This is a genomic window from Pseudarthrobacter sulfonivorans (assembly GCF_001484605.1).
GTDB classification, from domain to species: Bacteria; Actinomycetota; Actinomycetes; order Actinomycetales; family Micrococcaceae; genus Arthrobacter; species Arthrobacter sulfonivorans_A.
Window position 1 is genome coordinate 574,695 of the sequence record NZ_CP013747.1, and the last position, 26,052, is coordinate 600,746.

A 26,052-nucleotide genomic window follows, 5' to 3' on the forward strand; every position below is an offset into this window, starting at 1 on the left:
TTACTCCTCGCCGGTCTGGGCCTGCCCTTCCACCAGCTCGCGGACAGCTTCAATAAAGGCGTCGCCGCGGTGAGCATAGGAAGAGAACTGATCCATGGAAGCAGCTGCCGGGGCCATCAGCACGGTGTCGCCTGATGCCGCCAGCTGCGCCGCTGACGCAACGGCCCGGGACATCACGGCCGCACCGGAATCCGGCGAGCTGTCCGTGGTGGCTCCGCCCGTTGCGGCAGTCTGCATATTTTCAGTGTCGCCCGGCGGCGTCGTGATCACGGGGACATCCGGCGCGTGTCGCTGCAAGGCCTCCGCAAGCGCGGCGGTGTCCGTACCGATGAGTACCACAGCCTTGAGCCGGGCGGCGTGGTCCCGGACCAGGTGGTCGTAGCTGACGCCCTTGGACAGGCCGCCGGCGATCCAGATGACGTTTTCAAAGGTGGCCAGTGACGCGGCTGCTGCGTGCGGGTTGGTGGCCTTGGAATCGTTGACCCAGAGTACGCCGTTCTGCTTGGCGACCGGCTGGATGCGGTGGTTCCCCGGCACGTAGTCCTGGATGCCCTGGCGCACGGCCTTCGCATCCACACCGTAGGCCCGGACCAGGGCTGCAGCCGCCAGGGCGTTCGCCACCATATGCCTGGGTGCAAACTGCCCCAGGTCGGTCATCGATGCCAGCTCGGCGGCGCTGTCCCTGCGTTCCTCGATAAACGCGCGGTCCACGAGCAGGCCCTCCACCACGCCGAGCATGCTGATGGCCGGCGTGAGTGTGGTGAAGCCGACGGCCCGGCAGCCCTCCACAACGTCCGCGTCCTCAACCATCCGTTCGGTCTCGATCTGTTCCGCGTTGAAGATGCAGGCCTTCTGGGTCCGGGCATAGACCTTGGCCTTGTCCGCGAGGTAGGAATTGTAGGAACCGTGCCAGTCAACGTGGTCCTCAGCCACGTTCAGGCAGACGCTGGCCACCGGCGAAAGCGTTTCAGCCCAATGCAGCTGGAAGCTGGATAGTTCAACCGCGAAGGCGTCGTACTCCACGGGGTCGCGGAGGGCGTCCAGGATGGGGGTGCCCACATTGCCGACCGCGATGGCCTTAAGTCCCGCGGCCTGCAGCATCGACGCGGTCAGCCCCACCGTGGTGGTTTTGCCGTTGGTGCCGGTGATGGTCAGCCAGTCAGTGGTCTTGTGCCCGGCCCGGACACGCAGGCGCCAGGCAAGCTCGACGTCGCCCCAGACCGGAATGTGCGCGCGTGCAGCGGCCGCCAGGAGTGCCTGGTCTGGCCGCCAGCCCGGGGAGGTCACGATGAGTTCGGGGAAGCTGCCATCGATTTTGGGGATCCGGTTGACGGCGTCCTCGCCCAGGAGCACGTCCACGGCGCCGACGATCTTCAGGGTGTCCGCCTGTGCCTTGGCTGTATCGCTGGTGGCGGCGTCAACCACCACCACCCGGGCCCCGAGTTCGATGAGGGTATCTGCCGCGGCGAATCCGGACACTCCGATGCCGGTGACTGCAACGCGCAGCCCCGCCCAATCAGAGTCCCAGCTGACCAGGTTTTGCAGGCGGGTGGAGACAGTCACAGGAGCACAACCCATTCAGCGTAGAAGACACCCAGGCCCACGGCCACGAAGAGGCCGCCCAGGATCCAGAACCGGACCACTACCGTGACTTCTGCCCAGCCCTGGAGTTCAAAATGGTGCTGCAGCGGTGCCATCTTGAAGACGCGCTTACCGCCGGTGGCCTTGAAGTAGCCCACCTGGATGATCACGGAGAGGGTAATCAGAACGAACAGGCCACCGATGAGTCCCAACAGGAGTTCCGTGCGCGAGAGGATGGCGAAACCGGCGATCGCACCACCGATGGCCAACGACCCGGTGTCGCCCATAAAGATCTTCGCCGGGGAGGTGTTCCACCAGAGGAACCCCACGAGGGCGGCGCTCAGGATGGCGGCCAGGAGCGCCAGGTCCAGGGGGTCCCGGACGGAGTAGCAGCCGCTGCCGGCCTCGCGCGGTGACCCGCAGGCCTGATTGTTCTGCCAGATGCCCATCAGCGTGTAGGCACCGAACACCATGATCGATGCACCGGCAGCCAGCCCGTCCAGTCCGTCAGTGAGGTTCACGCCATTGGTCGCGGCGGTGACGATCAGGTTGGACCAGAGCACAAAGAGGATTGCGCCGACCACCGTGCCGGCGAAGGCCAGGTCCAGCCAGGGAATGTCGCGGACCAGGGAGATTTTAGTCGAGGCCGGCGTCAGGCCGTCCGGGTCGGGAAAGTTCAGTGCCAGGACGGCGAAGGCTATGCCTACCGCGGCCTGGAGGATGAGCTTGGCCTTCGCGTCCAGGCCAAGGCTCCGCTGGCGGGAGATCTTGATGAAATCGTCCAGGAAGCCCACCAGCCCCATGCCGACCATCAGGAAGAGCAGGATCAGGGCCGAGGCGGAGGGGCCTGCCGAGTCCGGGTTCATCATCCACATAATCAGGTGGGTCAGCCCGTAGCTGAGCAGGACCGCGCCCACCACCACGGTGCCGCCCATGGTGGGAGTGCCGCGTTTGGTGTGGTGGGACGTGGGTCCGTCATCACGGATGAATTGGCCGTAGCTCTTGCGGACAAGCAAGCGGATAAACAGCGGCGTTCCCACCAAGGCAAACAGCAGGGCAAGTCCTGCGCCGATAAGTAGTGCAATCACAGCAGCTCGCTCCCTTCATCGGTGGGTTCCGTGGATTGTGGGGGTAATGCTATCCGATCGCCCAGGTGCCGCAGTCCAACGCTGTTGGACGACTTGAAAAGCACCAGGTCGCCGGGCTCAAGCTCGGCGTTCAGGAGCGCATAGGCGTCCTCGGCGGTTTCGGCAAAGACGCATTCGTCGCCCCAGGAACCCTCCTGGACGGCGGAAACGTAAAGTGCACGGGCTTCGCGGCCGACGACGACCAGCCGGGAAATGTTCAGGCGGACCACTTGGGTGCCCACAACGGTGTGTTCACGGATCGAATCTGGTCCCAGTTCCAGCATGGCGCCCAGGACGGCCCAGGTGCGCCGTCCGCGGCCAAGGTCGGCCAGCGTGCGCAGGGCCGCCCGCATGGACTCCGGGTTGGCGTTGTAGGCGTCGTTGATGATGGTCACGCCGTCAGCACGTTCAGTGCGTTCCATCCGCCAACGGCTGGCTGCTGACTGTGTGCTCAGCGATGCGGCGATGTCCTTGCCGGACACTCCGGCCGCGTGCGCGGCCGCTGCTGCGGCGAGGAGGTTGCCGGTGTGGTGGGCGCCGATGAGGCGGCTGCTGACGTGCAGGCCTGTTTCGGCGCCGGGCAGGACGAGCTCGAATTCCGGGTTGCCCTCAGCGTTTGTGTCCGGATTCTCGGCCCGAACGGTCGCGTCAGGGCGTCCTTCGGCCGAGAAGCCCAGCACGGTGGCGCCGGTGCGGCTGCGCATGGCAGCGACACGGTCGTCGTCGAGGTTGATGACGGCGGTGCCGCCGGCGGCGAGGGCCTCCACCAGTTCGCCCTTGGCCTGGGCAATGTTGTCCACGCCGCCGAACTCCCCGGCGTGGGCAGTGCCGATGCCGAGGACGACGCCGATGTCAGGCCTCACCATGTCGGCCAGGTAGCGGATGTGCCCGATCCCTGTGGCGCCCATCTCGATCACCAGGTACCGCGTTTGGGTGTCGGCGAGGAAGACGGTGAGCGGTACGCCCACCTCGCCGTTGTAGGACCCCTGCGGGGCAACAGTGACGCCCTGCTGCGTGAGGATGCCGGCGAGGAGGTCCTTCGTGGTGGTCTTCCCGGCGGAACCGGTGATCCCGATGACGGTCAGGGGGTCGCCTGCGGCAGAACGGGCCAGGCGGATCCGACGAACCGCTTCGGCGGCCAGCGCACCCATGGCCAGCACGGCATCCTCTACTAGGACGGCCGGATAGTTGACGCCGTCCGGGCCCGTTACGGGGCGCTCGGCGAGGACCAGCACCGCACCGCGGCTGAAGGCGGCGGCAACGAAGTCGTGGCCATCAGCGTGCTCGCCAGGTTTCGCCACGTATAGCGACCCGGCGGCAGCCTCGCGCGAATCGGTGACCACCGAAAGGGGCGTGATCCCCGGATCGGCGTCCAGGCGTCCGTGTGTGATATCGGCGATTTCCGCCGCAGTAAGTGCAATCATCTCGGTCTAGGACTCTATCCGGTCGTCTCGGAGAACGGTGAATCCCCTGGCTGTCAAGGCGTTCCGCAGTTCCACACGGTCGTCCAGTGCAAGATTGACGCCCTTGACTTCCTGCCAGACCTCATGGCCGCGGCCGGCCACAAGAATGGTGTCGGCCGGACCGGCCAGTTCCACGGCGCGCCGGATGGCGGCGTCGCGGGGATAAACCTCTTCGATGACACACTCCGGAGATTCCTGTTCGCTCGCTGACCGTGCGCCCGCCAGCACATCTGCCCTGATGGCCGCAGGGTCCTCGTCGTGGGGGTCGTCATCTGTGACGATGACGATGTCGGCCATCTTTGCGGCGACGGCGCCCATGGCGGGACGCTTGCCCTGGTCGCGCTGTCCGGTGGCTCCGAAAACGACGATCACCCGGGAGCCGGGCAGCGGCGACCTAACCGCTTCCAGTGCCCGTGCCAGGGCATCAGTGTTGTGGGCGAAGTCCACGACGGCCGCCGGTTCGTCGGAGACGAGCTGCATCCGTCCCGGTACCGCGACGGTGAAGGGGTCGTGGTGGTCCAGGGCGGCCTGCACGGTGGCGGCGTCCATCCCGCTGGCCATGACCATTACCGTGGCCAGCGCGGCGTTGGCCACGTTGAAAGTGCCCGGCAGGCCGGTGTGGACATTCAGGGTAACGCCGTCGGGTCCCTGCAGGCTGAAGCCGGTACCCAGCCCACGCGCGGAGGTGGACGTTACGGTCCAGTCGGTGGGAGCTCCGCCGGGTGTCATCGAGAGGGTGGTGACCGGGATCCCTGCGGTGGCCGCAAGCCTGCGGCCCCATTCGTCGTCGACCGTCACCACAGCCCTAAGGGCACGGCCGGGCGTGAACAGCTCCGCCTTTGTGGCGAAGTAGTCCTCCATGGTGCCGTGCAGATCCAGATGGTCCTGCGTCAGGTTCGTGAAACCGGCAACGTCGAAGAGCACACCGTCCACCCGCTGGAAGGATACGGCGTGGGAGGAGACTTCCATGGACGCGGCGTCCAGTCCCCGTTCCCGCATGAGGGCGAGCAAGCCGTGGAGATCCGGTGACTCAGGCGTGGTCAGGAGGCTGGGAACCGGTTCTCCGCCGGCCAGGATTTCGATGGTTCCGATCAGGCCGGTCTGCTGCCCGAGCGCACTAAGCAAGGCGTTGATGAAGTACGTGGTGGTGGTCTTGCCGTTGGTTCCCGTCACACCATACAAGCGCGGCGTCCGCCCAGCTGCTGGCTGGCTCTGGTAGATCATGGCGGACAGCGGCCCCACCACGTTGCGCGGTCCGTCCACCACCAGGACGGGGACGGCGGTATCCGCAGACAGCGCGAGAAGGCGTGCGCCGGCGTGGTCGGTCAGGACTGCCACCGCTCCCCTGCCGACCGCCTGCGACACGAACTCTGCGCCATGGCGGGAAGCACCAGGCAGCGCCACATAGAGGTCGCCCTGCTCCACGGTTCGCGAGTTCAGTGAAATTCCCGTGACGCTGACGGCAGCGGAGGCGCCCGGGACCTGCACACCGATCGCGTCGCCGATCGTGTCCAGGCTGACGGCAGCAACTGCCGTAGGCCTGAACCGCGCGGGGGCCGGTTCCCCTGCCGGCCCCGCGTTGCTGGCTGATGCGTTCTGCTCTGACAAGGGAATCTCCGATGGTGGTGCTAGTGGATCATGCCCGCGGGAGACTGCTTCCGCTGCGGGCGTGGGGGGAACTGCTGCCTGGCTTGATGCTACTTGGCGTACTGCGGCAGCCTGGCCGGTTCGCCCGTGGACGGCTGGACGTTGTAGGTGCGCAGTGCCTGGCTCATGACCGAACGGAACACGGGCCCCTGCGTAATGCCGTAGATATTGCCCTTGGGCCGCTGCAGCACCACCTCAACAATAAACCGGGGATCATCCATCGGTGCCATCCCCACAATTGAAGCGGTGTAGCCGCAGAACCCTGACTTCCCGTCGTCGCACGGCGATTCAGAGGTACCGGTCTTTGCCCCCACCCGGTATCCGTCGATCGCGGCGTCCTTGATCTGGCCTTCGGTAACTGCGCTTTCCAGGATGTCCTGGACCTGCTGCGCGGTGCCGTCCGACACCACCTGGCGGGAAGGCTGCGGGGCGACTTTCTCCTCTGTTCCGTCCGGTGAAACGTACGCGTCAATCAGGCGCGGCTGGAGCATCACACCGTTGTTGGCGATCGTCTGGAAGGCTCGGACCGTCTGCAGGGTGGACTGCGATACGCCCTGCCCGAACAGCACCGTGTATTCCTGGCGGCCGTCCCACTGGTCCGCCGGTGTGAGAATGCCGGAGGCCGTAGCCGGCAATCCAATGTCCGGGGCTTCGCCGATGCCGAATTTCTTAAGCCAGTCGTACCGTTGTTCCTTGGTCAGCCGTGACCCGGCCGCCACGGTGCCGGTGTTCATTGACCAACCCAGGATTCCGGCGAGCGTGCGCTCTTCGGTGCCATGGGTAAAGGCGTCTGTGAAGGTCTGGCCGTCCACGGTGTACGACGGTCCGAGAGTGAACGTATCCAGGGGGCTGGATTTTCCTTCTTCAATCAAGGCCGCGGCCGTGATCATCTTCTGTACCGAGCCGGGCTCATACGCTGCGGTCACGGAGCGCACGCCGCGGTCCTTGGCAGCCACCCGTCCGGGATCGTTCGGATCCGGGGCATTAGTGTCCGCCATCGCGACAATGTCACCGGTCTTGGCATCCATCACGGTGATGACACCCCACTCGGCGCCCTGTTTGTCTGACTGGCTCTGAATGGCCTGCTGGGCGAAATACTGGAGATCGGAATTGAGCGTGAGCTTGACGTCCTTGCCGTCCTCCGGCGGTGTCAGCTCATCCACGCCGACCGGAATCCGGAGACCGTCGGCACCGATCTCGAAGAGCCGCTTGCCGTCCTTCCCGCGCAGCAGCCTATCCTGCGTCTGCTCGATCCCCGCCTGGCCCGTGTTGCCGTCCTGGAGGAAGCCGATAATACCGCCGGCCACGGAACCGTTGGGGTACACGCGTTTGCTGACGCCCTCAGTGACGATGCCGGGAATACTGAGATCCGAGACCCTGAGCTCAACGTCCGGCTTCAGGTCCTTAGCGACGATGTGGTACTTCGATTCGCCCGTCACGGCGTTCCTGAGTTCGTCAGCGTCCATGCCCAGGACAGCCGCGAGTTCGCTGATGCCCTGCTCCCGGCTGACTTCAACAAGTTTGTCCGCGCCCTCCTCCAGGCGCCAGAACTTCTCTGTCTTCGTGTTGGTGGTTTGGTCCACCACAACGTTGTAGCGGATCACACTGTTGGCCAGGACCGTCCCGTTGGCGCCAAGGATGCTGCCGCGTTCGGCGGGGAGGGAAGTCTCGCGCATCCGGTAATCGAGCGCAGCTGCGGCCATCCCGCCGACGTCGAGCCCTTGGACGAAAAAGAGCTTGCCGCCCACCACTAATAGCAGCGTCAGCATAATGCCCAGGCCGAGGCGCAGCCGCTTGGTGGCGTTAGGGGCCTTGCCGCTTTTTGCCTTGCCCGTCCTCTGCGCCACCGTGATTCCCTTGCTGCTCGCCTTGTTGCCTGTTTATTACCTGACTGGCTGTCCTTCAGCGGCTACCGGTTAGACCCGGGCACCTTCTGTTCGGGTGCTGGAACCGAACCGCCGTGGAGCTCCACGGCACGCGCCGGTGGTGCGGGCGCTTCAGCCGGCGATGCTGCAGCGGCAGGTGCCGCTGCACGGTCCGGTGCAGGGGCCGCAGCAGGGGCCGGTTCCTCGCCAGCCGGTTTACGGTTCCTCAGCGCCTCCCACTTCGTTGCCGGGGGAACCACGGTGAGCACTCCCTCTACGGCTGGAGCAGGGATAACCGATCCAGCCGCGCCACCCTTCACCGCCGGAGTTGCCTTGCCCGTGACGGCAAGGGTGGAGAGGTCGATCTGGCCTTTGACGGTCGAAGCCACCATGCCCAGGTCTGAGGCCTTTGCCGCCAGGTTCTGGGGCGCCTCGAAGTTTTGGACCTGCTGTGTCAGGTCCTGGTTCTGCTTGGTCAGAGTGCTTTGCTTACCCCTCAGTTCCACCAGCTGGTACTGGGAGGTAGAGACAGAGATGTTCAGGACCAGCACGGCTACGAGCGCAACAGCAAGCAGGGCGAAACACATCACCACAAACGGCGCACGGCGCTTCTTGGGGGCGGAACGCACCACAGACAGGGGTGTGCGTTCCCTGCGGCCGGTGCCAGAAGGAAGCGACCTGATCGCCGGGGCGCTACTGCCGGAGACGACCGGAAAGTTCTTGACGGCGGCAGTGCTCATGCTTCTCTCCTGGCTCTGATACGTTCCACGGCCCGCAGCCTGGCGGAGGCTGCGCGCGGATTTTCTGCAATCTCGACGGCGGTGGGTACCTCGGTGCCCTTGGTCAGGGTTTTGAGGAACGCCTTGTGTTCCTCAAGCTCCACCGGAAATCCGAGCGGCGCGGAGGATTTGGAGCCAGCCTGGAAAACTGATTTGACGATTTTGTCCTCGAGGGAGTGGTAAGACATCACCACAATGCGTCCGCCCAGGGCCGTTGCTGCCACGGCGGCCGGAACAGCGCGCTCCAGCACGTCGAGTTCCTCGTTCACTTCAATGCGCAGTGCCTGGAACGTCCGTTTGGCCGGGTGGCCGCCCGATTTGGCGGCTGCCGCCGGCACCACGGAGCGGATCTGTTCCACGAGTTCCCCGGTGGTGGCGAAAGGCTTAACTGTCCTCGCCGCGACAATCCTGTTGGCGATCCGGCCGGCGAACTTCTCCTCGCCCCACTTCCGGATGATCCTGACGAGATCCTCTTCGCTGTAGTTGTTGACCACATCTGCTGCGGTCTGGCCGCGGCTGATGTCCATCCGCATGTCCAGCGGGGCGTCAAAGGAATAGGCGAAGCCTCGCTCACGCTCGTCCAGCTGCAGGGATGAAACGCCCAGGTCCATCAGGATGCCATGAACCTGTGCCACGCCCAGGTCTTCGAGGACGTCGGCGATTTCGTCGTAGACGGCGTGGACCAGGTCAGTCCGGGAAGCGAAAGGCGCCAGCCGCTCCCCTGCCAGTGCCAGGGCTTCCTCATCACGGTCGATGCCGATCAGGTGCAGATCCGGGAAACGCTCCAGCATGGCTTCGGAGTGGCCGCCCATGCCGAGGGTCGCGTCAATCGCGATGGGGGTCTCACCTCGGAGGCGGGCCGCTTCGAAGCCGGGGGCCAACAAATTGATGCACCGGTCCTTGAGGACCGGCACATGGCGTTCGGACGTTGGCTTCGGGTCATCGTTCATGCCTTCGTCCTTTCCTGCCGTGGGTGTTGGTGGTGCTGCTTCTTGAGCCAGATCCCCATCCGCGCCTATCGTCCGGCCGGCCTGGCTCCGGGGAAGTGAGCCAGGTTGACTGTTCGATGGGCGGCTGGAGATCTCGTTCAAGAAGCGTCCGCCGGGCCGTTCAGGTGATCACAGGATCCCCGGAATGGCGTCGTCGGTTTCGGAGAAGGCGGTTTCCTTCTCCGCGAGGTACTCGTTCCAGGCCTGGGCATCCCAGATCTCGGCCCGGGTTCCTGCACCGATAACGGCCAGTTCCCTGCCGAGGCCTGCGTACTCCCGGAGCGCGGCCGGAATGGTTATGCGCCCCTGCTTGTCAGGTACCTCGTCCGAGGCTCCAGAGAGAAAGACGCGGATATAGTCCCGGGCCTGCTTGGAGGAAATGGGCGCCTCCCGCATTTGCTCGTGGACACGTGCAAATTCCTGCTCACTGAAGACGTAGATGCAACGTTCCTGTCCCCTGGTGAGAACAAGCCCGCTGGCAAGCTCCTCACGGAACTTCGCAGGGAGGATAATTCGGCCCTTTTCGTCCAGACGTGGCGAGTGTGTGCCCAGAAACACTGGCCCACCGCCTGTCTGCCGTCAGGAACTGCACATCCCCTGTGTTGCAACTACCCTCTTATGTCCTCCACATTACTCCACTTTCCACCACAGTCAACGCAAATCAGGCCAATATTCCCCCATTTCAGGCCTTTGTCCCCCAAATGGCGCGGGAGCAGGCGGTGGATGGAAGTGGAGGGCCCGGCGCCGTTTCGGCGCGAACCATAACTGCCCGACGGCGGCGCCTGGCCGCCGTCGGGCTCTCATCTGACGCCGGCGGCGGATCCACGGTCCCCGGGCTCCCCAACCACGTAGGAGTAGGTGCCGGTTTGAGCACTCAAACAGACCCCCGGCGCTACCTGCCTCCGGGTTAAAAGCAGAAGACCCGCCGGGGCGGGTCTTCTGCTGCGGTCATCCTGACCGAGGGGAGGGAAATGGAGGACGGCACGGCCTATCGCCGTGGAACCGTTCCTGCAGGCGCTGCCTTAGGATTCGTCGCGGCGACGCTCGTCCCAGCGTTCTTCCAGGCTGGACATAAAGGAACTCCGGGGCTTCCCGGACTTACCAGTGCCAGGTGCGGAGCGCTGCTTGCCGCCGGACGCGTTACGCATTGTGGCGAAGTACACACCCGCGCCCATAACCACGAAGCCCAGGACACCCACGAAGATGTTCTGGACTGTAACGCCGACCAGGAGCAGGGCGATCCCCGCGAGGGCGCAGAGCACCCCAATCACGATGTGACGGGTGGACCACGTTCGCCCAGGGTCCGAACCCATGGAATTCGCGAACTTCGGATCGTCCTCGTGCAGCTGCTTCTCCAGCTGCTCCAGCAGCTTCTGTTCGTGCTCCGAGAGCGGCATCACGACCTCCTTAAGTAGGCCAACGTCCGGGCTGGTCCCATCCCGTACTACTGCTCCGATAACGACCGACATGCCCGGGAGGTTCCCGCCCCGCCGACGATGGCGGAAGGCGAACACCGGCATGCGGGCCATTGGAACTGCAGCATGTCCAAGAAGTCCGGCAATAACTGAAAACTATGTACATATAAGGATAGTTTGTCGGGGGCCGTTCTGAAAGACGGCCATCACCTCCCTGAAACTCGCAGGCAAGGTGCCGGCGCCCTGCTAAGACCCGTTTCCGGAATCCAGCAGACTGGCGGGGAGGACGGATTTGCTTCCGAATTTCCGGCTTACCTCGTCCAGGGCTTGTTCTGCTGCCCGCCAGTTGTCATCCCGGCGGTCAAGGCTCAGCTGAAGGGACGTGTGGGCGGTGTCTTCGAGCTGCTCGGCCCGGATGCCAACAAGCCGCACGGTCATGGGACGGCTCCCCAATGATTCCAGGAGCTGGATGGCCACGGCATAAATCAGCTGGGCGCTGTCAACGGGTGTGTGCACAGTGCGGCTCCTGGTGATGGTGGAAAAGTCGGCGTAGCGGAGTTTCAACGCCACCGTCCGTGCCACCATCCCCGAACTCCGCAGCCGTCCTGCCGTCCGGTGGGAAAGCCGCAGCAATTCCCGGGCGATCAGCGCGTCATCGCCCGTGTCCACGGCGAACGTCTCCTCAGCCCCGATGCTCTTCTCGAGCCTCACGGGGGTCACGGGCCGCGGATCGATCCCCCACGACAACCGGTACACGTGCTCACCGGTGGCACCCAGCATTTTCTTAAGGGAGGACACAGGCGTGGCCGCCACGTCCGCCACCGTCCGGATGCCCATCCGGGCAAGGACGTCCGTAGTCTTCGCGCCGATTCCCCACAAGGCCCCGACGGGCAGGCTGTGGAGGTAGGGCACTGTCTCGTCGGGTCCAATCAGCAACAGCCCGTTTGGTTTGCAACGCGTGGAAGCAATCTTGGCCACGAACTTACTGGCTGCAATGCCCACGGAGGCCGTAATGCCCAGTTCGGCAGCCACCCGGCGCCGGATCAATTCGCCGATGACGCGCGGGGGTCCCAACCGGCGGATGGCGCCGCCGACGTCCAGGAAGGCTTCGTCCACACTCAGTGGTTCCACGAGATCGGTGATGGACTCGAAGATTTCCATCAGCTGGGCGGAAACCTCGTAGTACAGCTTGTGGCGCGGTTCAATGATGACCGCTTTGGGGCACATCCTGGCCGCCACCAGCATGGGCATGGCGGACTTCACCCCGAACGCGCGTGCTTCATACGACGCCGAGAGGACCACTGAGCGGTCGGCGGGAAATCCAACGATCACCGGTTTGCCGCGGAGTTCCGGCCGCGTGCGAAGCTCGACGGAGACGAAGTAGGCGTCCATGTCCACGTGCATGATGCAGTTACGCCGGAGCTCACGAAGACCCGCTTCGGTGTACTGGTTGTTCCGCTCAGGCCCCACACCGGCAATTGTATCGGTTGGTACTGACTAAACTGGAGGCTGAATCCGGCATCAACACCAGGAGGACAGTCCCTGTGACCGTCATGAGAAGTCTTAAGCCAACAGGATTAGCGGCACTGGCCGCGGGCGCTCTGCTGACCCTCGCCGCCTGCAGCCCCGCGGAACCCGGAGTGACATCATCCTCCCCAGTTACCTCCTCACCAGCGTCGGGCGGCGCCAGCATCACCGCGTCCGCCAGTCCGACGGCGTCGCCGGGAACGTCCGCCACTGTTGGGACAATCGTCGCGGGGTTCCCGGAAACACTGCTTCCCCTGATGCCCGGCGCCACGGTGATTTCGAGCAGCTTTGACAAGACCTCCACGCCCGCCACCGCGGCACTCGTGGCAAGCATCAATGCCCCGACTGCCGCCGTCGTGGATTTCTACACAAAGCACCTGGAGGCGCAGGGATTCAAAGCCGTCCCCGGCGATGCAGTGGGGTCCGTTGCTTCCAAGGACTTCGTCCGGAACGACTCCGAGACGGTCAACATCGCCGCCGTCGAAGCGGCCGGTGTCTCCACGTTCACCATCGGCGCCAACGTGGCTGCTGAGTCAGCCAAGTGAGCGTTTCGGAGCAGCTAAGGATTGAGCAGACTGCATTCGTCGCCGCCGTTGCCGGTGAGCTGACAGACTTCCTCACCACGCGGCAATCCCTGATGGCCGCCATTTCACCCGATATCGATCCCATTATGGGTTCCATTTCGAACCTGGTGACCGGCGGCAAAAGGCTCCGTGCGCTGATGTGTTACTGGGGGTGGCGCGGCGCGGGCGGCGAGCCGGCGGCCCAGGAAATCGTGACGGCGGGATCGGCCCTGGAGCTTTTCCAGGCAGCTGCCCTGATCCATGACGACATCATCGACCGCTCGGACACGCGGCGGGGCGGCCCCAGCGTGCACCGCCGCTTCAGCCAGCTGCACCACGCGCAGGGCTGGGCTCTGGACAGCGAGCGGTTTGGGCATGCAGCCGCAATCCTCACCGGGGATCTTTGCCTCTCGTTCAGCGAGGAGGCCTTCACGGACATCGGCGCACAGGCCGCTGCAGGCAGCAGGGCACGGCTGATCTTCAACCTCATGCGTGCCGAGGTGATGGCGGGGCAGTATCTTGACATCCTCGAGGAAGTGGCCGGTCCTGTCCGGGACCGGGCCGGAGCAGTGACACGGGCACAGTCCATCATCAGGTTCAAGTCCGCCAAATATTCCACTGAGCACCCGCTGGCGCTTGGCGGCGCCTTGGCGGACGCTCCGGACGAGTTGCTCCGGGGCTACTCGGCCTTCGCGTTGCCGCTGGGCGAGGCGTTCCAACTGCGCGACGACGTCCTGGGCGTCTTTGGGGACCCTGTCACCACGGGCAAGCCGGCAGGTGACGATCTCCGCGAAGGCAAGCGGACCGTACTCATTGCCCTCGCGCTGGGCCAGGCATCAACCGCAGAATCGGCGTTTATCGATGCGAAGCTGGGCAGCCCTGACCTGGGCCACGCCGATGTGGCCGAGATCCGCCGGATCATCGAAGAGTCGGGGGCACTTCAGGCCACTGAAGTGCTGATCAACGAATTTGGCGCCGCGGCGTATGACGCACTGGAACAGCTGCCGCTGGAAGAACTGCCCAAGACTGCCCTGCGGAAGCTGGCGGAAGCGACGGTCAGCCGCGCATCCTGACGTTGGCGCCCGTCTTGGCCACGTCCGCGGGCCCGGCGTCGTCCGGGCCCTTTGTGCTGCTTACCAGGCCAGGGTCTGGGCCCGGCGCCTGATTTCCGTCTTGCGGCCTTCCCGCAATGCATCAATCGGCCGGCCGCGGAGCGACTCGTCGGGGGTAAACAGCCAGACGATGAGATCCTCGTCGGAATAGCCGGCGTCCGCCAGGACCACAATGGTCCCTTTGAGGCTGTCGACAACCTGGCCGTCCAGGATAAACGCGGCCGGAACTGAACGTATCCGGCGCTCCCCGACCCGCAGGGCCGCCAAAGCGCGTTCATCAATAAGGCCATGGACTCTCGTAATCGAAACGTCCAACAACTGCGCGACATCCGGCAGGGGCAGCCACTCGCCCACAAGGCTTTCTACGTTACTCACGGATCAAGGTTGCCACGGCCGGAGCCCTGCCGCCTAGTCGGGATTGGCCGCCACTGCCGCGAATCACGCGACACTCCATAAAACTCTTTATTCTGCGTGGGGCGGAATTCTTGTGCTATGCGAACTTTCGTGAGAGATTCACATAGATCACATTTGAAACATCAATAACTTAAGTAACACTAGTATCAATAGTCACATCGCATCTCCCGCCCCGGCAGTTGAAGAAGAGGATTCTTTCCATGACGACGTCCCGCTCGCCAAAGCCCTCCAGGCAGAGCCTGCCCATGATCGCTGTCACCACAGCAGCGCTTCCTGCGGTTGTCCTGTCGTCGTTGGCCCTCGCCCAACCTGCCGCCGCGGAGGCCCCTGCCCGCGCTATCCCGGCAACCCTTGCCGCCGCGATGAAGGCCCAGGCGGCCGATGCGAAGGCTGCCCTGATCCCGGCGGCCTCGGTTTCCACCACCATTCCGGCTGCCTTCCAGCCCATGCAGCCGGCGGCTCCCGCGGAATACACCATCGCCCGGGGCGACACCATCAGCGGAATCGCCGGCAAATTCGGACTGAACACCTACGAGGTCCTCAAGCTCAATAACCTTCAGCCGAACACCATCATCTATCCCGGCCAGAAGATCAAGCTGTCGGGCACGGGTTCCGCCCCCGCCCCCGCCCCCGCCCCGGCTCCTGCGGCCCCTGCCGCGGCCGCTCCGGCCAACGCCGGAGGCAGCTACACCGTAAAGTCCGGCGATACGCTCGGCGCCATCGCGGCCCGGCACAATGTCAGCCTGTCGGACGTTTTCAGCTGGAACGGCCTGAACATGCGCTCCATCATCTACCCCGGCCAGAAGATCAAAGTCGGCGCAGGTGCTCCCGCAGCCCCGGCCGCACCGGCTTCGGCCGTGCAGCCTTCTTCCGCTCCCGCAGCGCCGGCTCCCGCGCCTGCTGCGCCTGCTCCCGGCGGTTCATACACGATCAAGGCCGGCGACACCCTGTCCGCGATCGCCTCCCGGCACGGCGTCAAGCTCTCGGACATTCTGGCGGCCAACCAGCTGAGCATGACTACTGTCATCTACCCCGGCAACAAGCTGGTGATTCCCGGCGCCTCCATTCAGCCCGCTTCGTCCACCCCGGCCGCCCCGGCGGCCCCGGCGGCCCCCGCCGCCCCGCTGGTGCCGAGCTCCTTCCTGGGTTTCACCTACCCCGCTGCCGTTGTGAGCTCTGCCAACGAGAACAAGGCCTTGCTGAACGCCTCTCCCGTACCGTCCCGGGCCGAGATGCGCGCAATTGTGGCTGACACGGCACGCCAGCTGGGAGTGGACCCCACCCTGGCCCTGGCCTTCGCGCACCAGGAGTCCGGCTTTAACCAGCGTGCGGTTTCACCTGCCAACGCGATCGGCACCATGCAGGTCATCCCGTCCTCCGGGCAGTGGGCCTCAGACCTCGTAGGGCGGAAGCTGAATCTGCTGGACCCCTACGACAACGCGACGGCCGGCGTGGCGATCATCAAACGGCTTATCGCCACCAGCAAGGACCTCGACACAGCAATTGCGGGGTACTACCAGGGCCAGTACTCTGTCAGCAAATACGGCATGTACGACGACACCAAGGCCTACGTAGCTGCCATCAAGGCGCACCAGAAGAACTTCGGCTAAAGAGCCACCGCGCCACTGTCCCCCATGCCTGCTGAAGCCGGCCCGGGGAGTAACGATAAGGGTCCGGACCGCACGTCGGTTCGGACCCTTTTCCATGCGGGATTAGTATCGTAGGGTGCAGGAACAAGTGTCAGACCGTCTCGTTGGAACGCTGGTGGACAACCGCTACGCCGTCCGCTCCAAACTCGCGCGCGGCGGCATGTCCACCGTATATCTGGCAACGGACCTTCGGCTGGAACGCGATGTTGCCCTGAAGGTCCTTCATCCCCACCTCGCCACCGACGAGACGTTCCTGGACCGGCTGGGCCGCGAGGCGAAAGCCGCCGCGAAGCTGTCCCACGCCCATGTGGTGGGAGTCCTGGACCAGGGTAACGACGGCCAGACGGCCTATCTGGTCATGGAACACATCAAGGGTCACACCCTCCGGGACGTCATCAGATCCAAAGGTGCGCTGCCTCCCCGCCTGGCCCTTGCCCTGATTGATCCGGTAGTGCAGGGCCTCGGCGCGGCCCATGCAGCGGGGCTTATCCACCGGGATGTGAAACCGGAGAACGTCCTGATTGCCGACGACGGCCGGATCAAGATCGGCGACTTTGGACTGGCCCGGGCGGTAACGACGTCAACGAGCACCGGGACGCTGATCGGTACGGTGGGTTACCTCTCCCCCGAGCTTGTGCTGGGAAAGCAGGCTGACACCCGGAGTGATATCTATTCGGTGGGCATCATGCTCTATGAGATGCTGACCGGCCAGCAGCCGTACGACGGCGAGGTCCCCATCCAGGTTGCGTACAAGCACGTGAATGAAACGGTCGGTCCGCCGTCGGCCTTGGTGCCTGGCCTCGCCGCCGAGGTGGATGAACTCGTCCAGTGGTGCACCGCAAACGATCCCGAGAACCGCCCGGTGGACGGCAACGCCCTGCTGCAGGAACTCCGCCACATCCGGACCAACCTCACGGATGCCGAACTGGACCTCAGGCCGCCTGCCGCGACCCAAGAAGGCCAGCAAAACCAGACCGAGATCATCGCCCGCACCAACAACCCCACCGCCGTGATGTCGTCCTTCTCCCGGCCGCAGCCACAGCACCCACCGCACGCTCCGCATGCCCTGTATCCGCCCGACGCCGACTACCGGCCAGGCGAACAGTTCCGGCCGGAAGCGCACTACAGGCCAGATGCTCAAGACGCCGTTCCGGCAGCGATCCCCCTCAGCAAACGCGCCCGCCGCAAGCTCGACAGGGAGGACGAGAAGGCAAGGTCCCGGGCTGCGGCGACCCCTGTCCGGAGTCTGCGGGAGGGGAACCCGCGGCGCCGCGGCGCCCTCTGGGTGGTGGTCTTGGTCATCATCGCGTTGCTTGCCACAGGAGCCGGTTGGTTCTTCGGCATGGGCCCCGGGTCGCCGGGCACCATTCCGGCGGTCGCCAACAAGTCAGTGGCCCAGGCCCAGCAACTGCTGAGCGAGGCGGGGTTCCAGTCGCGTACCAACGATGTCTTTGACGACGACGTTCCGTCCGGCCTCGTTGTGGGCTCCGACCCGACTGCCGGCACAGAGACCAGGAAGTTCCAGCTCGTGTCCCTGTTTGTTTCCAAGGGGCCGCAACTGTTCGAACTCCCGAAACTGACCGGCGGAACACTTGACGACGCTAAAAATGCACTGAACCAGGCCGAAATGGCGCTAGGTACCGTTACTGAACAATTTGATGACGCCGTTGCCGCCGGCGTTGTGTTGGCCCAGGATCCCGCCGCAGGAACCCCAGCGCGCCATGGCACTCCGGTAGCCCTGTCCGTCTCCAAGGGCCCGCAGCCGATCCCCGTTCCGTCAGTCGTCGGGCTGGAGGAGGACGCCGCCGTCGACGCCATTAAGGCGGCCGGCCTCAACGCCGATGTCGCGAAGGACAAAGTCAACGACAGGCACGTGCCCAAGGGGTCGGTTGCCGCGCAGTCGCCTGCGACCGGCACCCTGACCAAGGGCGGCACGGTGACGCTGACCATTTCCGACGGACCCAAGCTCGTTGAAGTCCCCAGCTTCATCGGCAAACAAGCCAAGGAAGCCGAAGAAGCGCTGCGTGCGCTGGGCTTCGAGGTACGGGTGAACAATATCCTCGGCGGCTTCTTCGGCACGGTACGGGATCAGGACCCGGTGAAGAAAAAGGTGTCTGAAGGCTCCGTCGTCACCCTGACAGTGGTGTAGCCGGCGGTCTGCAGGCCACACCACTGCGGAAGTCCGACTCCGAGTAGAGCGCTCAGTGCTTGGCCAGTGCTCCGGCCACCAGGAACGCCATTTCCAGGGACTGCATGTGGTTCAGGCGCGGATCGCAGACCGACTCGTACTTGTCGAGGAACGCTTCCTGGTCCACCGGATCGGCACCGCCCAGGCATTCGGCGACGTCGTCGCCGGTCATCTCCACGTGGAGGCCACCGGGAACCGTGCCCAAAGCGTGGTGGACTTCGAAGAACCCGCGCACTTCGTCAATGACGTCGTCGAAGTTCCGGGTCTTGTAGCCGTTGGGCGAGGTGACGGTGTTGCCGTGCATCGGATCGGTGACCCAGAGAACCTTGGCGCCGGAGGCGGTCACCTTCTCCACAATGGCGGGAAGCTTCTCGCGGATATTGCCCGCGCCCATACGCGTGATGAACGTCAGCCTGCCCGGCTCCCGCTCGGGATCCAGCTTGTCGATGAGGCGGAGGGCGTCGTCGCCGGTTGTCGACGGGCCCAGCTTCACGCCAATGGGGTTCCGGACGCGTGAGAGGAAGTCAACGTGCGCGTGGTCAAGCTCGCGCGTACGCTCCCCGATCCAGAGGAAATGCGCCGAGGTGTCATACGGGAATCCGGTCCGCGAATCGATGCGGGTCAGTGCGCGCTCGTAGTCCAGCAGCAGGGCCTCGTGGCTGGCGAAGAATTCCACCCGCTTGAGTGCTTCGAAATCAGCCCCGCAGGAGGCCATGAACTTGATGGCGCGGTCAATGTCACGGGCCAGGGATTCGTAACGGGCGTGCGCCGGGTTTTCGGTGAAGCCCTTGTTCCACTGGTGCACGGAGCGCAGGTCCGCGAAGCCGCCCTGTGTGAAGGCCCTGATGAGGTTCAGCGTGGAGGCGGACGTGTGGTAGGCCTTGAGCATCCGGGCGGCGTCATGGCCACGGGACTCGGGGGTGAACTCGTAGCCGTTGACGATGTCGCCGCGGTACGCCGGGAGGGTCACGCCGTCGCGGGTCTCGTCGTTGGAAGAGCGGGGCTTGGCGAACTGGCCGGCCATTCGGCCCATCTTGATGACTGGCATCGCTGCGCCGTAGGTGAGCACCACTGCCATCTGGAGGATGGTCTTGACCCGGGCGCTGATCTTGTCCGCTGTTGCCGCTTCAAAGGTCTCAGCACAGTCGCCACCTTGCAGCAGGAAGGCTTTGCCCTCCGCTGCAGCCGCCAGCCGTTCCCGGAGAACGTCCACTTCGCCGGCGAAAACCAGCGGCGGGAGCACGGAAAGCTCCCCGAGAGACGCGTCGAAAACGTCCTTGTCCTGCCAGCTTGGCTGCTGGGAAACGGGAAGGTCACGCCAATCATCGAGGCCAGGATAATTGGCTGCTCCGCTCTGGGCGGTGCTGGACAGCGAAAAGGCAGGTTTTGCAGATAGCTCAGTCACTATCTAAGACTAATGTGCGCGGCTGGCTTCAGGACACCTGACCGTCACGCGTACCGAGAGCGGCGTCACAGTCAGCCCGCTGCCGGGTCCTTACCCTCGGCATCAGTGCCCTCAGCGCCGCCGTCAGGATCGGCGCGTTTCGCGGTGGCCCCCCCAGCCTCGGTGGCTGCTGCGCCCGTAAGGCGGAGCTTCACCACGGCGGCGTACTCGTCCACGTACTCCTGGCCGGATAGCCGCATCAGCTCGAACATGATTTCGTCGGTGACCTTGCGCTGGACCAGCCGGTCCTCCGCCTGGTCTGCGTACTGGCTGAAATCCAAGGGCGCACCGAAAATCATGCCGATGCGCCGGATGTTCGGCATCCGCTTGCCGATGGGCTGAACCTTGTCCGTGCCGATCATGGCCACGGGAATCACGGGCACACCAGCCTGCAGGGCCAGCCTGGCGACGCCCACTTTGCCCCGGTAGAGGCGAGCGTCGGGGCTGCGGGTCCCTTCAGGGTAGATGCCCAGCAGTCCCCCGCTTGTCAGGACATCCATGCCGGCGTTGAGCGAAACAGCCGATGCCGCGCCCCCGGACCTGTCCATGGGCAGCTGGTTGGTGAGCCTGAAGAACATGGCCGTCAGCCTGCCTTTGATGCCGGCGCCGGTGAAGTACTCGGACTTGGCCAGGAAAACAACCGGCCTGCGGACCATCAGCGGCATAAAGATGGAGTCGGAGAAAGACAGGTGGTTTGAGGCGATAATTGCCGCGCCCTGCGCTGGAACATTGTCCAGACCCTTGACCCAGGGGCGGAAAAGGAGCCGCAGCACCGGCCCCAGGAAGATCCTCTTCATGACCCAATAGAACACGTGACGAACCTCTCCGGAAGCCGGCCGGCCGGCCCTTCGTCTGGCCGGGCGGGCACTCCAGTGCAACCCTACTCTAGTGAGATTTGTCGAGAACAATGACACGATGGTGTTATGACAGAAAGCAGCATCGCGCCCCGGCCTGCCGCTTTCAGCTACCCCGGCCACGGACCCAATGCCACTACCGGGATTGCCATCTGCCATGGCTTTACCGGCAGCCCGCTCAGCGTCCTGCCCTGGGCAGAGGACCTCGCCGCCCAAGGATTCGCCGTGTCGGTGCCGCTCCTGCCCGGCCACGGTACGGATTGGCGGCAGCTCGCCCGCTCGAACTGGCGTGACTGGTACGGGACTTTCGAATCGGCGTACCTGCAGCTGAGCGCCCGGACAGAGCAGTGTTTTGTGGCCGGCCTCTCGATGGGCGGCGCCATTGCGCTGCTGACTGCCGCCAGGCATCCCGTGGCTGGGGTCTCTTTGGTGAATCCCGGCCTCAGCTTCTACGACCGCCGCGTGCGGGTCATCGGAGTTCTCAAGTACTTCCAACGCACCACGCTGCCCATTCAGGAGGAACAGCCGACGGCGGACGTCACCAATGACGGCGACTACTCACGGACTCCCTTGGCAGCCGTGCACGAGCTCAAGAAGCTTTTCGGCACAGCCACCCGCGGGCTACACCAGGTCACCGCCCCGGTGCAGGTTTTCAAGTCCCAGTCGGACGTCGTGGTGCCGGCCACCTCACTCCTGATGTTGCGGCAGCGTTTGGGCCCACGGCTGGTGGAGGTAGTGGACCTGCACAACAGCGGTCACGTGGCCACCCTGGATGTTGATGCGCCCGAGATTTTTGCCCGTTCCAGCGCCTTCTTCCTTGCCCATGCACCCAGCACTGCACCGTCAGCCCGAACCGCGGCCACACCTCACACCACCTCGGAGACTTCATGACCGGCGTACCGGACCACAGCCCTTTCAGCAGCACCGTCAACGGCGATGGAGCCCGGATCGGGGTGGTCCTCTCACACGGATTCACGGGCAGTCCGCACGGGCTGCGCGCGTGGGCCCAGTCCCTTGCCGACGCCGGCTTCGCCGTACGCATGCCGTTGCTGCCCGGGCACGGCACCAGTTGGCAGGACCTTGCGCGCACGCGCTGGCCGCAGTGGCACGGCGCCCTGGACGACGCCTACCTGGAGCTGGACTCCCGCTGCGACCACGTCTTCGTCGCCGGGCTGAGCATGGGCGGTGCCCTGGCCCTGAGAATTGCCGCCACCCGGCCCGTGGCGGGGGTGATCGTGGTGAACCCCGGACTGGTGATTGATGATCCCCGCGCTCCACTGGCCGGCATCCTGAAACTGGTCCTGAAGAGCACCCCGGCCATTGCCAACGACATCCTCAAGCCCGGGATGGACGAGGGCGCCTACCCGCGAACGCCCGTAGCCGCGGCCCATGAGCTGAACAAGATGTTCAAGGACACCATCCGGCTGCTCCCCCGCATCACCGCGCCTGTCCGGGTCTTCCGGTCCACTGTGGACCACGTGGTTTCAGACACGAGTGTGGCAGCGCTGCGCCGCGGCCTGACCAACGCTCCGCTCACACTGACCACCCTGGAGAACAGCTACCACGTGGCAACACTGGATAACGACGCCGAGGAGATCTTCCAGGGGTCCGCCGACTTCATCCGGGCGGTGGTTGCCGGCACGGCAGCAGCCCAGGTCCAGGAGGGCACCGCCCATGAATAGGCCCGACTCCGGCTCGCCGGACCAGAGCGCAAACCAGGACGACGCTGTGTGGCTGGACCTCGTGGCCCGGCTCGAAGAGAAACCTGCCACCCCTACCGGCACAGCGGACCCGGACATCGCCGCCTCCCCGGGCCCTGACGCCACGGGCATTGACCCTGAAACTCCTGGTCCGGCCGGCCCGGAGGCCGTGGCCGGGTCCGGCAGGTCCGCGACGTTCCGCGACTTTGATCCGCTGGGTCTGGCGGGAACAGCCCCCACCGAACTGTCCGCAGCCGAACGGCAGGCGGCGACGCCGGGTGCCACCGGGCAGGCCGACGCCGGCGAACGGACCGGCGCTGACAGCCAGGGCGGCCCCGCCTTCGGCCCGCGTGACTACGCTGCGGAGGACGACCCTGGGGACTTCGTTCCCGAAGAACCGCCAAGCCTTGCCGGTACGGATCCCCTGACCATGCTTGCGTGGCTTGGCGCAATTGGTGCGCCCGTTGCCTTGCTCCTGGCCGTAATGTTCTGGCGGTCAGCGCCGCTGCTGGCGATTGTGGGCATGGTGGCGGTGTTCATCCTTGCCGTGGTTTACCTCATCATGAAGCTGCCCCAGGAAAAAGACGAGAACGACGACGGCGCCCGCGTCTAAGGTCCGTCCCTCACCGCATGCGGCTGCTGACGCGGGACAGATCGGCCGCCCCGATGAGCCCCGCGTTTGGTCCGAGCGCTGCCAGTTCGATGCCGGCCGCCGGACGGAAGCCCCGGCCCGTTAGGTTCCGGGCGAACGCCTTGCGCGCGGGCTCCACCAGCAGGTCCCCTGCCGAGCAGAGTCCCCCGCCGATCACAAACAGTCCCGGATCCAAAGCTGCCGCCAGGTTCGCCAATCCCAGGCCCAGCCACTCGCCCACTTCATCCAGGAGTTCGCGGCAGGCCGCGTCACCGGCGAGTGCCAGATCAGTGACAATGGCCCCGGTGATCTGCTCGGCGTCACCGCCGACGGAGGCCAGCAGTTCCTGGGCAACCGGCGAATTGGCGCGCGCCAGAATCCTCGCTTCCCGGCCCAGGGCGTTGCCAGAGGCGTACTGCTCCCAGCAGCCCCGGTTGCCGCACTCGCAACGCTGCCCGCCGGGCATGATGATCTGGTGGCCGAATTCACCGGCTACACCAAACCGGCCGCGCTCCACCCGCCCGTCCATCACCATGGCACCGCCGATGCCGGTACCGAGGGTGATGCAGACCAGCCGGTCCTCGCCCTGCCCCGCACCAAAGCGCCATTCCGCCCAGGCCGCGGCGTCGGCGTCGTTCGTCAGCAGCACAGGCCGGCGCAGCAGGCGCTGCAGGTTTGCCCGCAACGGCTCGTTGCGCCAGGCGAGGTGCGGACTGAAAAGCACGGTTCCGCCGTCCAGGTCCATCCAACCGGCCGCACCGATGCCTACTGACCACACCCTGTGGCCGGCCCCGAGTTCGTCCACGAGCTCTACGATGACCTGCTCCACCGCGCGCGGGTCGCTGCCGGGGGTGGACCGCCGGGCCTCGCTCAGGATCCTTCCGTCGGCGTCCACTACGCCGGCGGCGACCTTGGTGCCGCCGATATCAATGCCGATTGCCAGTCCCTTGCGCCCGAGCCGCAGGTGCTCGCGGAACGTTTCCGTCCGTCTGGGCCGGGCCCTCGAGGCCAGCGGCCGCCGCCGCCAGGGGGCCGGACGTCGGAGCGGAGCGGCTGGCTCGCCAGGGGGCGTTACGTACATAGTGCTTCATTCTAGGGCGCGCCGGGCGGGCAACGCCGGAGGCCGGGCCCATGGCCACCCCACTCCTCTTTGACTCATATGTTACTGGCCAGTAGGTTTGTTTCTGCACGGCCAAGTTGCAGGCGTATTAGTCTTTAGGCATACCCTGTGCGGGTCTATGGATATCAAAGGAGCTATAGTGCGCGAATTCAGTGTTCCGCCCCTGGTTGTTGTCCCACCGGAAACCAACATCACCGATCTTGTGCTTCGGCAGGCAGCCAAGCCCAGCAACCCGGCGCTCTTCTCGCGGCTGGACTCCGCAGGCGCCTGGCGGGACGTCTCCGCCACAGACTTCCTTGCGGACGTCCAAGCCCTTGCGAAGGGCCTGATGGCCAGCGGCGTGGGAGCCGGCGACCGGGTGGGCATCATGTCCCGCACACGCTACGAGTGGGCCCTCATCGACTTCGCCATCTGGTTCGCCGGCGCCGTCTCGGTGCCCATCTACGAGACCTCCTCGCCGTCGCAGGTTGCCTGGAACCTCGGCGATTCAGGGGCGGTGGCCGCCTTCGGCGAGGCCGCCCACCATGAGGACATCATCCGGCAGGCTGCCACCTCGGAAGGCCTCACCGCCCTCCAGCACGTCTGGCAGCTCGAAGGCGGCGGACTGGACGCCGTCCGTGAGGCCGGACGGGACGTCAGCGACGCCGACCTTGAGGCCCGACGCAGTGCCGCCAACCTGGACGACATCGCCACCATCATCTACACGTCAGGAACCACGGGCCGGCCCAAGGGCTGCGAACTCACCCACGGGAACTTCGTTGAGCTCTCCGACAACGCCCTGGCCATCATCGGCGAGATTGTGCACGAGAACGCCAAGACCATCATGTTCCTGCCGCTGGCGCACGTGTTCGCGCGCTTCATCTCCGTCCTGGCCATGGCCGCCGGAACCACCGTGGCGCATACCCCGGACATCAAGAACCTGCTTGCCGACCTGCAGAGCTACGAGCCCACGTTTATCCTGGCTGTTCCGCGGGTCTTCGAGAAGGTCTACAACTCGGCGCTGACAAAGGCCGAGGACGGCGGCAAGGGCCCCATCTTCCACCGGGCCGCGGATACCGCTATCGCCTTCTCCAAGGCCAGGCAGGCAGGGCACGTTGGCCTGGGGCTGAAGCTCCGCCATGCACTGTTCGACAAGCTGGTCTATGGCAAGCTACGTGCCGCCATGGGCGGGCATGTTGCCCACGCCGTGTCCGGCGGCGGGCCACTGGGAGAGCGACTGGGCCACTTCTTCCAGGGCATCGGCCTGCAAGTGCTCGAGGGCTACGGCCTGACCGAGACTACCGCCCCAATCTCCGTCAACACGCCGGCCCTGATCAAGATCGGTTCCGTGGGGAAGCCCCTGCCGGGCAACTCCGTCAGGATCGCCGAAGACGGCGAGATCCTGGCTAAGGGCGTCTGTGTGATGCGCGGCTACTACAAGCGCGATGACCTGATGGCGGATACGTTTGCCGATGACTGGTTCCGCACCGGCGACATCGGACGGCTCGACGAGAGCGGCTTCCTGTGGATCACCGGCCGCAAGAAGGAAATCATCGTCACGGCCGGCGGTAAGAACGTGGTTCCGGCCCTGCTGGAGGACCAGATCCGGGCGGATGCGCTGGTGTCCCAGGTCCTGGTGGTGGGTGACAACCGGCCGTTCATCGGCGCCCTGGTGACCCTGGACCAGGAGGCCCTGCCGGGCTGGCTCCAGCGGCACGGACTGCCGGCCACCACCACGCTCGACGAAGCCGTCGAGAACCCGGTGGTCAAGGCCGCTGTGCAGGACCTGATCACGCATGCCAACGCCTCGGTGTCGCAGGCGGAAGCCATCAAGTCATTCCGGATCGTCGCTTCGGACTTCACGGAAGCTTCCGGCCACCTGACGCCGTCCATGAAGGTGAAGCGGGCCCAGGTGATGAAGGACTTCGAGACAGTCATCGAGGAAATGTACGGCGCGCCGCGCGGCTAGCGGATATCCGTCCCAAGCAAACAACAACGCGGGGTC

General features: G+C 65.1%; 22 protein-coding genes. 8 read left to right on the forward strand and 14 right to left on the reverse strand.

Annotated elements, in window-relative coordinates; translation table 11 throughout:
• The 10 genes from murD to dinB all read right to left on the reverse strand — a co-directional run bounded on the left by murD (nucleotide 1) and on the right by dinB (nucleotide 12,270).
• Nucleotides 1-1,578: a UDP-N-acetylmuramoyl-L-alanine--D-glutamate ligase gene (gene murD, locus AU252_RS02520; RefSeq protein WP_058929380.1), complete on the reverse strand. Its 1,578-nt coding sequence runs from the start codon at nucleotides 1,576-1,578 to the stop codon at nucleotides 1-3.
• Entirely contained in the window at nucleotides 1,560-2,669 is a 1,110-nt protein-coding gene (gene mraY, locus AU252_RS02525; protein ID WP_058929381.1) for a phospho-N-acetylmuramoyl-pentapeptide-transferase, read from the reverse strand. Before mraY ends, murD begins: the two co-directional genes overlap by 19 nt.
• Nucleotides 2,666-4,132 (reverse strand): UDP-N-acetylmuramoyl-tripeptide--D-alanyl-D-alanine ligase, encoded by a 1,467-nt coding sequence (locus AU252_RS02530; protein WP_058929382.1) that lies wholly within the window; start codon nucleotides 4,130-4,132, stop codon nucleotides 2,666-2,668. Before AU252_RS02530 ends, mraY begins: the two co-directional genes overlap by 4 nt.
• Nucleotides 4,133-4,138: 6 nt before the next feature.
• Entirely contained in the window at nucleotides 4,139-5,779 is a 1,641-nt protein-coding gene (locus tag AU252_RS02535; protein ID WP_058929383.1) for a UDP-N-acetylmuramoyl-L-alanyl-D-glutamate--2,6-diaminopimelate ligase, read from the reverse strand.
• A gap of 89 nt (nucleotides 5,780-5,868) precedes the next feature.
• Entirely contained in the window at nucleotides 5,869-7,665 is a 1,797-nt protein-coding gene (locus AU252_RS02540) for a peptidoglycan D,D-transpeptidase FtsI family protein (RefSeq protein ID WP_058929384.1), read from the reverse strand.
• 62 nt (nucleotides 7,666-7,727) lie between these two features.
• Nucleotides 7,728-8,423, reverse strand: coding sequence for a hypothetical protein (locus tag AU252_RS02545; RefSeq protein ID WP_058929385.1), 696 nt, complete (start codon nucleotides 8,421-8,423; stop codon nucleotides 7,728-7,730).
• On the reverse strand, nucleotides 8,420-9,412 hold the full coding sequence (gene rsmH, locus AU252_RS02550; protein ID WP_058929386.1) for a 16S rRNA (cytosine(1402)-N(4))-methyltransferase RsmH: 993 nt from the start codon (nucleotides 9,410-9,412) through the stop codon (nucleotides 8,420-8,422). The genes AU252_RS02545 and rsmH overlap by 4 nt, the downstream gene beginning before the upstream one ends.
• Nucleotides 9,413-9,580: 168 nt before the next feature.
• Nucleotides 9,581-10,009, reverse strand: a complete 429-nt coding sequence (gene mraZ / locus AU252_RS02555; protein ID WP_058929387.1) for a division/cell wall cluster transcriptional repressor MraZ — start codon at nucleotides 10,007-10,009, stop codon at nucleotides 9,581-9,583.
• A 464-nt stretch (nucleotides 10,010-10,473) separates the two neighbouring features.
• Nucleotides 10,474-10,848 (reverse strand): DUF3040 domain-containing protein, encoded by a 375-nt coding sequence (locus tag AU252_RS02560; RefSeq protein ID WP_056342262.1) that lies wholly within the window; start codon nucleotides 10,846-10,848, stop codon nucleotides 10,474-10,476.
• A 264-nt stretch (nucleotides 10,849-11,112) separates the two neighbouring features.
• On the reverse strand, nucleotides 11,113-12,270 hold the full coding sequence (dinB, locus tag AU252_RS02565; RefSeq protein ID WP_083510229.1) for a DNA polymerase IV: 1,158 nt from the start codon (nucleotides 12,268-12,270) through the stop codon (nucleotides 11,113-11,115).
• 140 nt (nucleotides 12,271-12,410) lie between these two features.
• Between dinB and AU252_RS02570 the strand changes: the two genes are divergently transcribed.
• Nucleotides 12,411-12,938, forward strand: a complete 528-nt coding sequence (locus tag AU252_RS02570; protein WP_058929389.1) for a hypothetical protein — start codon at nucleotides 12,411-12,413, stop codon at nucleotides 12,936-12,938.
• On the forward strand, nucleotides 12,935-14,029 hold the full coding sequence (locus AU252_RS02575) for a polyprenyl synthetase family protein (protein ID WP_058929390.1): 1,095 nt from the start codon (nucleotides 12,935-12,937) through the stop codon (nucleotides 14,027-14,029). The genes AU252_RS02570 and AU252_RS02575 overlap by 4 nt, the downstream gene beginning before the upstream one ends.
• Nucleotides 14,030-14,089: 60 nt before the next feature.
• Here AU252_RS02575 and AU252_RS02580 read toward each other — a convergent pair whose 3' ends face one another.
• Nucleotides 14,090-14,443: an Rv2175c family DNA-binding protein gene (locus tag AU252_RS02580; protein ID WP_058929391.1), complete on the reverse strand. Its 354-nt coding sequence runs from the start codon at nucleotides 14,441-14,443 to the stop codon at nucleotides 14,090-14,092.
• Between the two features lie 239 nt (nucleotides 14,444-14,682).
• On the opposite strand from AU252_RS02580, the gene AU252_RS02585 reads away from it, so the two are divergent.
• Both AU252_RS02585 and pknB read left to right on the forward strand, forming a co-directional pair.
• Entirely contained in the window at nucleotides 14,683-16,092 is a 1,410-nt protein-coding gene (locus AU252_RS02585; RefSeq protein WP_058929392.1) for a lytic transglycosylase domain-containing protein, read from the forward strand.
• A gap of 115 nt (nucleotides 16,093-16,207) precedes the next feature.
• Nucleotides 16,208-18,280 (forward strand): Stk1 family PASTA domain-containing Ser/Thr kinase, encoded by a 2,073-nt coding sequence (gene pknB / locus AU252_RS02590; protein ID WP_058929393.1) that lies wholly within the window; start codon nucleotides 16,208-16,210, stop codon nucleotides 18,278-18,280.
• 52 nt (nucleotides 18,281-18,332) lie between these two features.
• Here the strand turns inward: pknB and AU252_RS02595 are convergent, their stop codons facing one another.
• Nucleotides 18,333-19,724, reverse strand: coding sequence for a class II 3-deoxy-7-phosphoheptulonate synthase (locus AU252_RS02595; protein ID WP_205630625.1), 1,392 nt, complete (start codon nucleotides 19,722-19,724; stop codon nucleotides 18,333-18,335).
• A gap of 71 nt (nucleotides 19,725-19,795) precedes the next feature.
• Nucleotides 19,796-20,575: a lysophospholipid acyltransferase family protein gene (locus AU252_RS02600; protein ID WP_058929395.1), complete on the reverse strand. Its 780-nt coding sequence runs from the start codon at nucleotides 20,573-20,575 to the stop codon at nucleotides 19,796-19,798.
• A gap of 111 nt (nucleotides 20,576-20,686) precedes the next feature.
• Between AU252_RS02600 and AU252_RS02605 the strand changes: the two genes are divergently transcribed.
• Genes AU252_RS02605 through AU252_RS02615 form a run of 3 tightly spaced genes read left to right on the forward strand, consistent with a single transcriptional unit; the run spans nucleotide 20,687 to nucleotide 22,930 of the window.
• The gene (locus AU252_RS02605) at nucleotides 20,687-21,508 is read left to right on the forward strand and encodes an alpha/beta hydrolase (RefSeq protein WP_058929396.1); all 822 of its coding nucleotides are present in this window, start codon (nucleotides 20,687-20,689) and stop codon (nucleotides 21,506-21,508) included.
• A complete protein-coding gene (locus AU252_RS02610) occupies nucleotides 21,505-22,299 on the forward strand; it encodes an alpha/beta hydrolase (RefSeq protein ID WP_058929397.1) in 795 nt (264 codons plus the stop codon). The genes AU252_RS02605 and AU252_RS02610 overlap by 4 nt, the downstream gene beginning before the upstream one ends.
• Complete coding sequence (locus AU252_RS02615; RefSeq protein ID WP_058929398.1) at nucleotides 22,292-22,930, forward strand: hypothetical protein; 639 nt, start codon at nucleotides 22,292-22,294, stop codon at nucleotides 22,928-22,930. Before AU252_RS02610 ends, AU252_RS02615 begins: the two co-directional genes overlap by 8 nt.
• Nucleotides 22,931-22,940: 10 nt before the next feature.
• Here the strand turns inward: AU252_RS02615 and AU252_RS02620 are convergent, their stop codons facing one another.
• Complete coding sequence (locus AU252_RS02620; protein WP_058929399.1) at nucleotides 22,941-24,029, reverse strand: ROK family glucokinase; 1,089 nt, start codon at nucleotides 24,027-24,029, stop codon at nucleotides 22,941-22,943.
• 178 nt (nucleotides 24,030-24,207) lie between these two features.
• Between AU252_RS02620 and AU252_RS02625 the strand changes: the two genes are divergently transcribed.
• Nucleotides 24,208-26,016, forward strand: a complete 1,809-nt coding sequence (locus AU252_RS02625; RefSeq protein WP_058929400.1) for an AMP-dependent synthetase/ligase — start codon at nucleotides 24,208-24,210, stop codon at nucleotides 26,014-26,016.
• The last annotated feature ends 36 nt before the right edge of the window (nucleotides 26,017-26,052 follow it).